The following is a 13,063-nucleotide window of genomic DNA, read 5'->3' as shown; positions in this document are numbered from 1 at the left end:
AGCAGGATATACCTGCCTCTGTTGTTATTTATAGATGTGATTCAGTAAATACACTACTGAGCTAGCGCTTCTTTCTCTCGTTCGAGATCTTTTTGTTTATGGTGCGCACGCTCACCTAAGAAGGCGTAAAGCAGACAGATGATTGAAGCCACACAAGCGCCGACCAAAATAATGAAGCCGCCATCCCAACCGTAATGGTCAACCATAAAGCCGAGTATTGCGTTCGCAGCAACCGCGCCACCTAAGTAACCAAACAAACCAGTTAGACCAGCAGCTGTACCTGCTGCTTTCTTAGGTGCAAGTTCCAGTGCATACAAGCCGATCAGCATTACAGGGCCATAGATAAGGAAACCAATCGCAACCAATGCCAACATATCAACCGTTGGGTTACCCGCTGGATTTAACCAATATACCAACACAGCGACTGTCACTAGAACCATGAACAAGATTCCTGCAGGTGCGCGTCGGCCTTTGAATAACTTATCTGAAATCCAACCACATAATAACGTGCCAGGAATACCAGCCCACTCATACAGGAAGTAAGCCCATGATGATTTATCTACTGAGAAGTCTTTTGCTTCTTTTAAATAAACCGGAGCCCAATCGAGTACGCCATAACGGATAAGGTAAACAAACGCGTTAGCAATCGCGATTGACCACAACAACTTATTATTGAATACATACTTAAAGAAGATCTCTTTAGCCGTCATCTCTGTCTCGTGAGACTTATCGTAATCATCTGGGTAATCGTCTTTGTGTTCTTCAATCGGTGGTAACCCACAAGATTGAGGCGTATCTCTTACGGTAAACCAAACAAAGATAGCAACGAGAGTGGCAAAAAATGCAGGAACATAAAAAGCGGTTCGCCAATCGTCGTTAAAAGCCCACAGCCCCAACAAGAACATTGGACCAATCAAACCGCCACCCACGTTGTGAGCAACGTTCCATACCGACACGATCTCACCACGTTCTTTACGTGACCACCAGTGAACCATGGTTCGCCCACAAGCTGGCCAACCCATACCTTGGAACCAACCATTCAAGAACAGCAGAATAAACATCGCAGTGATGCTGCCTGTTGCCCAAGGCATAAAGCCAAAGCAGAACATCACCAGTGCCGACATTAACAAGCCACCGCTGAGGAAGTAACGAGGATTAGAACGGTCAGAAACACTGCCCATTAAGAACTTAGATAAGCCGTAAGCGATAGATACCGCCGCTAATGCAACCCCTAGCTCTCCGCGGCTAAAACCTTGTTCAATGAGATAAGGCATCGCCAAACTAAAGTTTTTACGGACTAAGTAGTACCCCGCATAGCCAACGAAGATACCGAGAAACAGCTGCCATCGTAGTCGTGTGTAGGTGCTATCAATCTTATCTGATGACAAGCGATCGATATGCGCCATAGGTTTGAATATTCCAAACATAGGAACCTCATGTTATTGGGCGAAGGAAGAATAAAACGCTCGAACGAAAAAATTTACGCTCATTCGAAAACAGGAGGGATTGTATGTGCTTCAGGGATAATTTCTGTGATGCATATAGCCATTAACAATAAAATTGTTTAAATACAGCAAATTAGTTTCATTTAATTAGACCACGCTTCATATTTTTGACGTTCCGTTTACTATTCAACCAATCGTTAACCGAACAATGGCTAGCCCAAATTGAGCAATCGAGCACAAAACAAGCACAACACGTCGTATTATTGTTCTGGCTGCATATTGAGTGCTGAGTTTTGTGGGTTATTACCGCGAACAACAGACCGCAGTCTCCTACTCTCCATATACAACTCATCCCCACTAGCGTTCTTTTAGCCAGGTAAAACATAACTAATCGTGATGTCATAACTATGATTCAGTTTATTTATTGAACACTCATGTTTGCGTATCGTTCACTTCAAGCGATGTAGCAGAGCAACTAAGTCAAACTTATTGGCATTCGAGACACACTTTCTGCGCATCAACTGTTTAGAACAAACCCAACGATAGGAAACATCATGAACAAATCACTTATCGCGCTTGTCCTTACTGCCGTTCTTGCGGGTTGCTCATCTGGCGGAACCTCAGATCCCGCACAACCACAATTCGATGGGGATCACGGCTATGAAAATATCGACCCTGGCTTTGGAGACACAGACGTTGATGGCGGATACGAGAATCCTGAATCTGACCCAGGTTACGGTGCTGATGCCCCGACATTGAAAGATAAAATCGATCAAGCGGATCTCGGGTTTGTACACATCCCAGAGTTAGGTGATATTCCTTTCTTCAATCGTGACAACGGAAATGCGCATATTTCAGCAACAAAGCTCAGGTCAGATGAAAATGAAACCTTATATGGTATTCATGTGAATGACCGCTTTGTCGGAGAAATCTTGGTTAAAGGTGACGAAGTTACCGTCTCGGTTGGCGATAAAGAAATTAAGGGTAGCAAAGAGAATTACCAAGATACTGAATACACGTTTTGGACAGTGAGAGACACCAACGGCGACGTGGTTGGAGACTTTAAACGATTAGACGATGGTGTTTGGGTGTTCCGTGAAGAGATGAATCGAGAGACATTTGTGGTTAAGTATCACGACGGTCAGTGGAACTTCATCCCAGTCGCTGATATTAAGAACAAGGTAAAAGATAACTTACCTTCGCAAGCAGAAGTTACCAAAGTTCGTGCAAAGATGCAGGTCAATAAGCTACGTACTTTGAAGTAACAATTACCCCCATTCCCATATCAAAAAGGCATCCTCAAATCCAAGAGGATGCCGCTCAAGCATCAACCAAGAATACATAACTAAAAAGCTCAAGGAAGATCCGGACTAGGTTACTAATTTACTGGCATTCAATACTTTGAATTCGCCGATATTTTGTATACACAAGCGAGAGATCCAATGACCATCAAAAAGCTTCCCCTTCTGACATTAACCGCTGTCTTGCTGTTCACTGTGGCTAACGCTCAAGCCTATGAACAAAACCAAGAAGAAACTGCGATTACATTTGGTCTATCGGCTGAACGTGGGTGGAGAGATTGGTCTGCTTCTTACATCAAATATCGCGGCCCGGGAAGCATAGGTTATGGCATTGAGTTTACCCGATCAGCTTATAACGAAGATGAAGGCTCGTACGAATACAAACAACGCGATAACGAATATCAGTTTCACGCCCCTATTGGTATCACCGAAAACTTATACATCACCCCAGGTTACGGGATTAAGCGTACCCACACGGACGTAACTTTAGATAGCCGTGAGTTCTCTGATAGCTCAACCAAACAAGTGGGTGGCTTAGATGCAACCTACATTATGGACAGTGGCTTTGTTGTGACCGCAGGTTTCGATAAAGCAGAAGGTGAAGACTTGGAGTTCTCAATTGGTGCAGGTATCGCTTGGTAACAGTAATAGCCCAATGGATTTGAAAAACAAAAAGGGTCTAGATTTCTCTAGACCCTTTTAGGTAATAACGCTTGGTGGTTTTGTATTGACTAATTAGACCAACATTAGCTAATTACACGAAGTATTAGCTCACCACACGAAATGATTATGCGTCGATGTAAAAAGCTTCTACAGTGCCTTTTAGAGTAATAAGCATTGGCTGACCAAAACGATCTAGCGCTTTTGGAGAAGGGATCTTAACCCAACCTTCGCTGATGCAGTATTCTTCAACATCAGTACGCTCTTTACCATTTAGACGAATGCCAATTGGGTATTCGAAACACTCAGCAACGTGGTGTGGGCTGCGTGGGTTACCTGCAAGATGATCTGGTAAAGCTGGTCTTGAATTAGTATCGCTCATGTTCATTACCTGTATGTACGTAAATAAAAAAAGTGCGTCATTCTAGTCAATATAGGCTTTGTGCTCAACAACTGCTGCAATAAATCGTATTGATCGTTTTATTCAGCATCTAGTTGTCTGATTTAGCAGCGATAGTTGCTCTGTTTGAATGCGAAATGTCCTGTGAGGAAAATGAATACATCAAATTCCCCATTCGCTTAACACAGCGCTGATATTGACTTGATACCAATGCTCAGTGAAGCGTATGCTGTTAAACGTATTTAACGCATAAAGCCCCTTTTCAAATTTTCATATTGGGAACATTTCAATGAAGAGCCACACGAGTGAAGCCATTGTTATCAGCCCTTTGTTCGCTAAACCGATTATCAACCATGCTCGTAAAATTGGGCTAGGTCTCGAACGTCATTTTCAAGAGAAGGGCTTTGAAGACTACTTACAACTGGTATTCGCTCCGCATTGCAAAACCGTTCCTGCCTTTCCTGTTCGTTCCATTATGGGGTTAGCCGAAGAGAATAATATAGCCGAGTTCGGTTTTCATACGGCCATTGAATCTGGAAAGCCCCTGCTCGCAGAAGATCTGGATGATTTATTCTGTGGCAGCCGGAGCTTATATGAATTCATTACCCGATTTTGTCACTTTGCCAATCAACACCTTTCTCTTTTCAATTACTTTGATTTAGAAAGTGATTCTGATGGCCTGTTCATTCGCCGCAATCATCACTATCAAACCACACTTGCGAACGATGCCATGGATACGTACGTGCTGACTTTATTTATTGAACTTATCGGACACTATCTACAAAAAAATTGGAGGCCAAAGCTCATCTGGCTGGCTTCAAAAAGTAAACCAGAGCCGGAATTTGCCAAATATTTAGGTGATCAGCACGTATTTTCTGGTCGCGCCGTCAGTAAGATATTCGTACAAAATGACACGTTATCGCAAGTGAGCCCGCTATTTCGAAGCAAAACCAACGACGCCAAGCATCCTTCCCAAACCATGAGATCTCAAACGTTCGGGTCCTCGGCAGCTATCAGCGACAATCAGCCTGACAACACTAGGGAGGTCATTGAACTGGCTCTAACTCCCTATGCGCTCGATAAACTGCCCACTTTAGAGACCTTAAGCAACCTACTTGGCATCCATCCGAAGCAGATACAGTTGAAATTAGCCAAAGAACACACCCACTATCGCGACTTGATACTCGCGATCAAGGCTAAGAGAGCGGAAGAACTAATGCTGCATACCGACTTCGACATGAACCGAATCGCCATTGAAGTCGGATATCAGAACTCCACCCATTTCGCACGAGCAATGAAAAAGCTTTGGGGTATGACGCCGTTAAAGTATTCGAAACAGCTCACGTTATAACGACCGACTCTTAAATTAATCGTGCCAAAATGCTCACTGTAGAATGAATTACTTTAATAAGAACGAACAATTAAACCTTCCAGTTAGCTTGATACACTCGCATCAAGTTTTCGCCCAAAAAACCTAGTACCTCTTTTTCGTTCCAGCCGTATTTGTCTTCAAGAATCGCTGCAACATCCCAGATATTTTCAGCCGCAATATTACTAATAGGTGCACCAAAACCTAACTCTGGTGGATAAACGTCGGTATTAGCGATGTCACGCTTGTAATAGTCCAAGATATTGTGCACGTAATCCGTTGAGAAGCAGACTTTGTCCTTGCCAATCATATCTGCGATATAAACGACGTGTTCAACGTAACGTTCTGGTGAAGCATCAGCCTCTTTATTTAAGAACATGCCGACGCCTGTCGGACAGATCGCACCACCCGTTGAACCAATGGCTCTAATGGCTTCGTCTGAAATGTTACGTGATACATCCCACAAACCTTTCGCGTTAGAGTGCGATGCTATGATCGGTTTTGTCGCGACTTTAGCGGCTTCAATCGCAGCTTGATTAGATGAGTGAGATACATCCACAACAATATTATTACTTTGCGCTGTCGTCACCCACTCTTGACCAAGTTCAGTTAAACCAAGGTTTTGCTCGGTGCCGCCGCCTGCCAACATGTTGTTATTGTTGTATGTGAAATTCATGGTGCGGATGCCCTTTTCATAGGCATGGTGCGCGTGGTAATCCATGTCTTCCGCAACAAAGTCAGCACCTTGCGTGTTATACATCACCGCCATGTTGCCTTCTTGCTTCGCACTTCGAATGTCATCTGCCGTGTCGACTTTCTTCATATTTTGTTCTGCAACAACTTCATCTGAAGCAGCAATCACATCGTAAGCCGTGATACCTTCATCTAGCGAACCTGGAAACGCATAAACGGTTGCAGACGCCAGTGTGATGCCTGCATCCCGATTACGTTTTACTGCCTTGGTGAAGTTGTCATGTGTATTACCAATGATTCCAACAGATGATGGCAGAATAGAGTTGATAGCGATGGCCTTTTCATATTTTCTTCGAGCCTTGTTCGCTCTCGCCACTTGTTCAGGGGTGCGTTTTAAGTCGTATTTTTCCGCGAGCCAAATCGAACGCTTGATAATGGTTTCTTCATCTTTACCACGGGTGTTAAACAGGTTTGCCTGATAATCGACATCCGAAACGAACCCGGCTTTGCTATTCCAGCCACCGTCAACGTGTTCATGCTCGTGACCAATATCGTGAGCGAACACGCTCATTGATAGAGAAGCCGTTAGTGCGATTGTGATTTGACTCAATTTCATGTCTTTACCTCTAAGTGCTTTGCGTTGGATCCAATATATATGGGACAACCAACAAAAATGACCACTTTATGAATCCAAGGGGGAGTAGTTTGTAATGGCGGGGCCTATTTCGAGTAAGCGTGGAATTAAGCTAAATTGATCACCGTAGAGGCGGTAAGAATCAAACTTCGCCGTTAACTATAGATTGTTCTTGGTTCTTGGTTCTTAGAACTTGGATCTTGAATCTAAAACGAAACGCTCATTACATGATGATTGGGGTCGGTTGCAATCTCGACAATTGACCAACCGAGAGATAGGTACAAAGGCGCAATATTGGTGTAGGCGTATAAGTTAGGCGTTGAATCTTTCAAGGATTGAGGTTGAGATCGATAGTATTCTGGCATTTGCGCGACTGCACGCTTAATCAATTCACTCGCAATACCTTGGCCACGCCACTGGGAATCCACATAAACAGCATTAACCCACACCACATCCCGAACTTTATGAGGTTCCTGAAAATAGGAATACGCCAAACCACCAATGACCACATTATCGCGAAGTACTGTGATTACCGGAGGGAGATTTACGTTTTCTTCATAGGTGTCTTTAAACTTGAAATCCGACCATTCGCTTTGAAATAAGTCTTCTAATTCACTCCAATAAGGAGAGCTTTCATCGCAATTTCTAAAGATTACTTTCTGCATTTTTTCCGTCCTTTGAAAAGGGTGATTTAGCCATCCTAGCCTTAGTTTATATCAGAGTCGATAAAGCTACTCTTCTTCGTCATAGTCGTCTGCAGGGTCTTGATTGATCTCTTCGCCACACCCTAAACACTCACCTTGTAGATCCGTAGGCATCACAATAATCAAACCACAATGCGGGCAAAGATCGCCTTGTTGAAACATCCTGTATTCCTTCTACTTCATAGCTATTGCTTAGGATACTGTTGCTTACTCGCTTCTAACCAGTCGTGAATAACTTGGCGAGCGGATTCCGACGGCGGTGCATTTCGTTTCCCACAGATCTGGTCAATCTCAAACGGAAAGGCTTTGCTTGGAACACGGCGTAGGCCAATGGTTAAGCGCTGAGGCTTAAACATTCGAAACACCACATAACGGTCGCTCATGATCCGATTGTGATAAACGCCAATACAATGTTTTTGTTCCACGCCCTCTTGTTCAAGGTCGTAGTAATCAGATAGCGGATGAATGTTGTCATTACCGAGTAAAGGAACTGGATAAGGGATGTCCATGTCAACAGGGCGATTTCCCTCTAGACGACGTAATTGACGCTGTTCTGTCCATCTATCGTGCAATTGCTCAAACATAGCAAAGGAATTTTGACTCGTGATAGCGCGCAATGGATCGTCCATCTCCAAATCTTGCCCCAGTAAAATCGCATCTTGGAACATAGCCATCTTTGAAGGTGCATTGAGCCTGCCCTCTTCAACCATCGCAATGCCTAATCGACTGCCGGTTAAAAACGGATGAACCTGATCCAAACGCAGCGCTGTGTAACCTACTTTAGAGTAATGTTTGAATTTGAGCACACGCCTTTGCAGCGGTTCAAGAATTCGCACAATATGGTCAAGCTCATCACCGACGTTGTAATGCAGCTCTAACTTGTCGATAAACTTGAGCGTCGCTTTACTGCCGTCTAAGCCCAGTTTGGCTAAGATTCTCTTTTGTCCTAGGCGACTCAGTTCCAATGCTTTCTGATTATCGACGCTGTATTTCATACAGATCAACGCAAGAATAACAGGCCTTAATTCAAGTAGCTGTGCAGCTTCGTAAGTGTTCGCAGCTAACCACAACATTTGGTATTGATACTCAGGAAAGTCATCGGTGATTTCACGATAACGAGCAGGCAACGAATCTAACCAGCGACCATTCACATCAAACTGCTCAACGAGGTTTAGGCTAAGCCCAATGCCCCCATCAAGTGGTCGTCTACCATCTTCGAACACATGAAAGCCGACGAGTTTTTGAGACCAATCTCGGATCTCAATATCGTAGTCGAAACCTAATGTTCGAGTGGGAATGGTTAGTAGTGCTGTCATTGATGCCTCTTCGTTATTGGCGCATTGAACTATCAAGCCTATCTAAGAGCATAAGCTAACGCTTGAACCACTATATCAACCTTTTGTAAATTTCTTATCAATCAAAGCGATATAAATACGATAGTGCTTAGAAGAACATTGAATGATAATTTTACGCAATATGAGATCTCTTCGATATCATTTGCTCTAACAAAAACTATGCTTATTACATAACTCACAACAAGAGGCTTTAATTATGGATTACCGACATATTCTGGTCGCACTTGAACTGTCTGACGACACCAAGATTCTCATTGATAGAGCGACTTTCTTCGCAGACAAGCTCGAGGCTGGCATTTCGTTTGTTTATATCGATGGTACACATGGAGAAATTTACCCAGAACTCGTTGACATTCAAGCAAATGATGGTGATTTACCGATCAATGAAGATGCCGTTAAGCATTTGAAAGAGTTTGAGGCCTACGCCAAGCACCCAATCAAGCACATTTTCGTGGGAACCGGCGATTTGAACGATAAGCTCAAAAATGTCATCGAAGCAAACGGCATCGACCTATTGCTATGTGGTCATCACCATGATTTCTGGCATAAGCTCATATCCCATTCTAAACAGATCATCGATACGTCTCCTATCGATATTCTCGTTATTCCTATGGAATAGAAGCTGCAGTTAGAAACTCAAAAATAGCCTGCATTGCCAACCTCTATCGGTATTATTGGTTGGCTTGATACCCTCTTAAACTCCCTTATCCTGGCCGAAACCTGCTATTACCCACTCAGAGTGTTCATTTGTGATCTTGTCAGCCTATCAACTCGTAAGCGTCTAATAATTAACAAAACACGAGTGTAGGCAATGAAAAAGATTGGTCTCTATCTTTTTACCAACGACTTAAGAATTAACGACAACACACTACTTAATCAAGCAAGCCAGATCGTCGATGAGCTTGTTTGTGTCGCTGTCGAACCAGTTCTGTCTCACTATTCTTCACAATTCGCTCAAGAAGAACAATATGGCGCTCGCCGCGCGGCTTTCATTTCACAGTCGATAAGCGACCTTGCAATTAATCTCAACGCGCTAGAACAAACACTCATCGTCCTAACACAAGGCCGAGACAACAGCGATAACGTAAAAGAATCGCTAATCGAAATGATCTCTGAACTAAACGTGACTCACTTATTTGCGAATGCTCACTGTGGCTATGACGAGCAAAAGCTAATGCAGTCAACGCTGACTTGCTGCCCCAACTTAACTGCGATTCAATCTCATAACTCGCCTCTGTTTGAACTCGATGACTTCCCTTTCACGTTAGAGAAACTCCCCCGCTCGTTTACCAAATTCAGAAAGCTCATTGAGCCTCTGGCTATAGATACACAAAGTTTGACCATAACCGATTTACCACCGGCACCAGACCTAACAAAAATGTCACACTGTCACTCCAAAGAAACCCTTTTCAAGATTGGCAACGTGGCACGAGACCACAGCTTCAAAGGCGGTGAAACATCGGGATTACTGCATCTCGAACACTACTTCTCACAGGATTACGCGAGCTGCTATAAACAGACAAGAAATGCACTGGACGGTATCGAAAACTCGACCAAGTTTTCACCGTGGCTCGCATTAGGTTGTGTCTCACCTAAAACAATATGCAGGCACCTCACGCGATTTGAGTCGCATCATGGGCCCAACGATTCAACCTATTGGATCTATTTCGAGCTGTTGTGGCGTGAGTATTTTTATTGGAAGAGCATGTCGTTGAAGGCATCTCTATTTACGGGCTCATACACAAAACCCGTTACAGCAGAAAATATCACTCAATCAGCAAGCCTTAATTTTGCCAAATGGAAGAGCGCTAACACCAACTATCCGATTGTCGATGCATGTATGCGCCAGCTTAATGAAACAGGCTACATGTCTAATCGCGGAAGGCAGTTAGCCGCAAGCTGTTTGATTTACGAGTTGGGCGTCGACTGGCAACACGGCGCAGCCTATTTTGAGAGCCAACTTATCGACTATGACGTGGGCTCAAACTGGGGTAACTGGGCGTATATTGCAGGAGAGCTAAGACCTCAGGTAAGCGCTCAAACCAACAAGCAAAAGAATGCCAACCAAGCACAACCGAAATCGCACCATTTCGACTTGGCTAGGCAGACCGATATGTATGACCCAGACCATGTGTTTATCAACAAGTGGAATACGTTCAACAAAGAACCTGTCTTAACCAACAATCAGGATGTGTTATGAACTTCAAAACCGTGCGCCTTGTCTTAGGCGACCAACTCAATATCCAGCACTCTTGGTTTCAACAGGTTGATGATGACGTCATTTATATCATTGCCGAACTTAAACAAGAGACTGACTACGTTGCATCACACATCCAAAAGGTGGCGGCTTTTTTCTCTGCAATGGGCTACTTTGCCAACGAACTCAAACAACAAGGCCATCAAGTACTTCACTTGACCTTAGATGACACAGCCCAATTTGAAAACCTAGATACACTTCTAAAGCACTATGTACATGAATTCGGCGCAGAGAAGTTTGAATATCAAAGGCCAGATGAATATCGCCTCTTAGAGCAGATGAACAAGCTCAAACTCACCAATGCAGCCAAAGGCTGTTGTGATACTGAACACTTCCTCTTTCCATTCGAAGAGATCGAACAACAGTTTCCGAAAGATAAGCGCATCATGATGGAACACTTCTATCGCCGAATGAGAAAGCGTTTCGACATTTTGCTAGAAGACGGAAAGCCCGTTGGTGGCAAATGGAATTACGACGCGAGCAATCGAAAGAAGCTCAGGAAGCAAGACATTGAAAAACTGCCTCAACCTCTGATGTTTACCAATGACATAACCGACATTTTGCAGCGAATAGAACGCCACCACGTACAAACCATTGGTCAAGTCGGCAACCAATTATTATGGCCAGTTAACCGCGCACAAAGTTTGTCTCTGCTCGCGCATTTCTGCCAAGTCTGCTTACCGTTATTTGGGCACTTTCAAGATGCGATGACCACAGAACACGACTCTAAATGGAGCTTGTATCACAGCCGTATTTCGTTCTCTCTGAACAGTAAACTTGTTAGCCCCAAAGAAGTCATTGATGCTGCACTCTCCGCCTACCAAGCCTCTTCTAAGTCAAACGCTCCAACTATCGATATTGCACAAGTCGAAGGCTTCGTTCGTCAAATTCTGGGGTGGCGTGAATACATACGTGCGGTGTATTGGGCGAACATGCCTGCGTACGCTAACAAAAACCACTACGCCGCCGATCGCCAATTGCCGCATTACTTTTGGGATGGCCAAACCAAAATGAATTGCATGAAGCACGCGATTGGTCAGTCATTAGAGTTTGCTTACGCGCATCATATTCAAAGGCTCATGGTCACTGGCAATTTCTGCTTAATCACAGGGATTGCGCCCGACCAAGTCGACAGTTGGTACCTTGGCATTTACGTTGACGCGATTGAATGGGTTGAAATGCCAAATACGCGAGGTATGGCACTGTTTGCGGATGGCGGGATCGTAGGAACCAAACCATACTCTGCCAGCGGTTCGTACATTAATCGCATGAGTGACTACTGCAAAGGCTGTCATTATCAGATCAAAGAACGCAGTGGCGAAAGCTCGTGTCCATTCAATAGCTTGTACTGGCGTTTTATGAATCAACACCGTGACGCATTAAATCGTAACCCACGAATGGGGATGTTGTATCGCTCTTGGGACAACATGGATGAACAAGACCAGCAAGCAATACTTGATACAGCAGAACAACGACTGACTAACTTGGAGGACTTATAATGGTGGAGCAACTCAGATTACACATATTGGTTATTGGTGGAAGCGGCGGCATCGGTTTTGCCGTGGTTAAGCACCTATTGTCTGAGCTGTCTCGCTTTGATTTTCTCGATGTGCATGTCGACGCCACTTATCACTCGCAACAACCTGATCTAGAAGATCACAGGCTACATTGGCACCAAGTCGATGCGACTAGCGAAGTAGATATAAAAGAGCTCAGCACTCAATTTGAAAGGTTGGATTGGTTAATAAACTGCGTCGGTATGCTGCATACGCCAGACTCAGGGCCAGAAAAGAATCTGTCGTCTATCGACCCAGAGTTCTTTTTGAAAAATATCTCCGTCAATACCCTACCTAGCTTACTATTGGCTAAGCACTTCACTCCAATCCTTAAAGCCAGCGACAATCCAAAATTTGCCGTGATATCAGCTAAAGTAGGCAGCATTTCAGATAACAGATTAGGCGGTTGGTACAGCTATCGCTCATCTAAAGCGGCGCTTAACATGTTCATAAAAACTATGTCGATTGAATGGCAACGAACACTCAAGAAAGGTACCGTGTTAGCACTGCACCCCGGTACAACCGACACCGCTCTATCGAAACCTTTCCAAAACAATGTGCCGCAAGGAAAGCTGTTTGAGTCGAGTTATGTCGCCCATCAATTGGTTGATATTATTCGCACTGCGACGCCTGAACAAACCGGACATTTATACGCATACGATGGTGAACAACTGACTTGGTAAGAACGA

Annotated in this window: 13 protein-coding genes; 7 read left to right on the top strand and 6 right to left on the bottom strand. The window is 44.1% G+C overall.

What is annotated here, in order from left to right:
• Positions 1-53: 53 nt before the first annotated feature.
• Positions 54-1,427 (bottom strand): glycerol-3-phosphate transporter, encoded by a 1,374-nt coding sequence (gene glpT, locus OC193_RS07475; RefSeq protein WP_048664937.1) that lies wholly within the window; start codon positions 1,425-1,427, stop codon positions 54-56.
• A gap of 572 nt (positions 1,428-1,999) precedes the next feature.
• Here glpT and OC193_RS07470 point away from each other — a divergent pair.
• Both OC193_RS07470 and OC193_RS07465 read left to right on the top strand, forming a co-directional pair.
• A complete protein-coding gene (locus OC193_RS07470) occupies positions 2,000-2,710 on the top strand; it encodes a membrane lipoprotein lipid attachment site-containing protein (protein ID WP_048658639.1) in 711 nt (236 codons plus the stop codon).
• A gap of 177 nt (positions 2,711-2,887) precedes the next feature.
• Complete coding sequence (locus OC193_RS07465) at positions 2,888-3,388, top strand: hypothetical protein (RefSeq protein ID WP_048658638.1); 501 nt, start codon at positions 2,888-2,890, stop codon at positions 3,386-3,388.
• A 145-nt stretch (positions 3,389-3,533) separates the two neighbouring features.
• Here OC193_RS07465 and OC193_RS07460 read toward each other — a convergent pair whose 3' ends face one another.
• Entirely contained in the window at positions 3,534-3,788 is a 255-nt protein-coding gene (locus OC193_RS07460; RefSeq protein ID WP_017059204.1) for a DUF3297 family protein, read from the bottom strand.
• A 307-nt stretch (positions 3,789-4,095) separates the two neighbouring features.
• Between OC193_RS07460 and OC193_RS07455 the strand changes: the two genes are divergently transcribed.
• Positions 4,096-5,157 (top strand): helix-turn-helix transcriptional regulator, encoded by a 1,062-nt coding sequence (locus OC193_RS07455; RefSeq protein ID WP_048658637.1) that lies wholly within the window; start codon positions 4,096-4,098, stop codon positions 5,155-5,157.
• A 70-nt stretch (positions 5,158-5,227) separates the two neighbouring features.
• On the opposite strand, the gene OC193_RS07450 is transcribed toward OC193_RS07455, so the two are convergent.
• The 4 genes from OC193_RS07450 to OC193_RS07435 all read right to left on the bottom strand — a co-directional run bounded on the left by OC193_RS07450 (position 5,228) and on the right by OC193_RS07435 (position 8,522).
• Complete coding sequence (locus OC193_RS07450; RefSeq protein ID WP_048664936.1) at positions 5,228-6,484, bottom strand: dipeptidase; 1,257 nt, start codon at positions 6,482-6,484, stop codon at positions 5,228-5,230.
• A 224-nt stretch (positions 6,485-6,708) separates the two neighbouring features.
• Positions 6,709-7,167, bottom strand: a complete 459-nt coding sequence (locus tag OC193_RS07445) for a GNAT family N-acetyltransferase (protein ID WP_048664935.1) — start codon at positions 7,165-7,167, stop codon at positions 6,709-6,711.
• A gap of 66 nt (positions 7,168-7,233) precedes the next feature.
• Positions 7,234-7,368 (bottom strand): hypothetical protein, encoded by a 135-nt coding sequence (locus OC193_RS07440; protein WP_017059202.1) that lies wholly within the window; start codon positions 7,366-7,368, stop codon positions 7,234-7,236.
• 23 nt (positions 7,369-7,391) lie between these two features.
• The gene (locus tag OC193_RS07435) at positions 7,392-8,522 is read right to left on the bottom strand and encodes a PcfJ domain-containing protein (RefSeq protein WP_048664933.1); all 1,131 of its coding nucleotides are present in this window, start codon (positions 8,520-8,522) and stop codon (positions 7,392-7,394) included.
• Positions 8,523-8,757: 235 nt separating this feature from the next.
• On the opposite strand from OC193_RS07435, the gene OC193_RS07430 reads away from it, so the two are divergent.
• The 4 genes from OC193_RS07430 to OC193_RS07415 all read left to right on the top strand — a co-directional run bounded on the left by OC193_RS07430 (position 8,758) and on the right by OC193_RS07415 (position 13,057).
• Positions 8,758-9,180 (top strand): universal stress protein, encoded by a 423-nt coding sequence (locus OC193_RS07430; RefSeq protein WP_048658633.1) that lies wholly within the window; start codon positions 8,758-8,760, stop codon positions 9,178-9,180.
• Between the two features lie 192 nt (positions 9,181-9,372).
• Entirely contained in the window at positions 9,373-10,761 is a 1,389-nt protein-coding gene (locus tag OC193_RS07425) for a DASH family cryptochrome (protein ID WP_048664931.1), read from the top strand.
• The gene (locus OC193_RS07420) at positions 10,758-12,317 is read left to right on the top strand and encodes a cryptochrome/photolyase family protein (RefSeq protein WP_048664929.1); all 1,560 of its coding nucleotides are present in this window, start codon (positions 10,758-10,760) and stop codon (positions 12,315-12,317) included. The genes OC193_RS07425 and OC193_RS07420 overlap by 4 nt, the downstream gene beginning before the upstream one ends.
• A complete protein-coding gene (locus OC193_RS07415; RefSeq protein WP_048664928.1) occupies positions 12,317-13,057 on the top strand; it encodes an SDR family oxidoreductase in 741 nt (246 codons plus the stop codon). Before OC193_RS07420 ends, OC193_RS07415 begins: the two co-directional genes overlap by 1 nt.
• Positions 13,058-13,063 lie beyond the last annotated feature (6 nt).

This window comes from Vibrio crassostreae (assembly GCF_024347415.1).
Taxonomy (GTDB): domain Bacteria; phylum Pseudomonadota; class Gammaproteobacteria; order Enterobacterales; family Vibrionaceae; genus Vibrio; species Vibrio crassostreae.
The sequence above is the reverse complement of the archived record's forward strand: the minus strand, read 5'-3'. Positions and strand labels throughout refer to the sequence as shown.

Bases quoted from the DNA above. Each gene is read 5' to 3' on its own strand.
- OC193_RS07440 (WP_017059202.1), bottom strand. From the start codon at position 7,368: ATGTTTCAACAAGGCGATCTTTGCCCGCATTGTGGTTTGATTATTGTG.
- OC193_RS07450 (WP_048664936.1), bottom strand. From the start codon at position 6,484: ATGAAATTGAGTCAAATCACAATCGCACTAACGGCTTCTCTATCAATG.
- OC193_RS07455 (WP_048658637.1), top strand. From the start codon at position 4,096: ATGAAGAGCCACACGAGTGAAGCCATTGTTATCAGCCCTTTGTTCGCT.
- glpT (WP_048664937.1), bottom strand. From the start codon at position 1,427: ATGTTTGGAATATTCAAACCTATGGCGCATATCGATCGCTTGTCATCA.
- OC193_RS07435 (WP_048664933.1), bottom strand. From the start codon at position 8,522: ATGACAGCACTACTAACCATTCCCACTCGAACATTAGGTTTCGACTAC.
- OC193_RS07470 (WP_048658639.1), top strand. From the start codon at position 2,000: ATGAACAAATCACTTATCGCGCTTGTCCTTACTGCCGTTCTTGCGGGT.
- OC193_RS07425 (WP_048664931.1), top strand. From the start codon at position 9,373: ATGAAAAAGATTGGTCTCTATCTTTTTACCAACGACTTAAGAATTAAC.
- OC193_RS07415 (WP_048664928.1), top strand. From the start codon at position 12,317: ATGGTGGAGCAACTCAGATTACACATATTGGTTATTGGTGGAAGCGGC.
- OC193_RS07430 (WP_048658633.1), top strand. From the start codon at position 8,758: ATGGATTACCGACATATTCTGGTCGCACTTGAACTGTCTGACGACACC.
- OC193_RS07445 (WP_048664935.1), bottom strand. From the start codon at position 7,167: ATGCAGAAAGTAATCTTTAGAAATTGCGATGAAAGCTCTCCTTATTGG.
- OC193_RS07420 (WP_048664929.1), top strand. From the start codon at position 10,758: ATGAACTTCAAAACCGTGCGCCTTGTCTTAGGCGACCAACTCAATATC.
- OC193_RS07465 (WP_048658638.1), top strand. From the start codon at position 2,888: ATGACCATCAAAAAGCTTCCCCTTCTGACATTAACCGCTGTCTTGCTG.
- OC193_RS07460 (WP_017059204.1), bottom strand. From the start codon at position 3,788: ATGAGCGATACTAATTCAAGACCAGCTTTACCAGATCATCTTGCAGGT.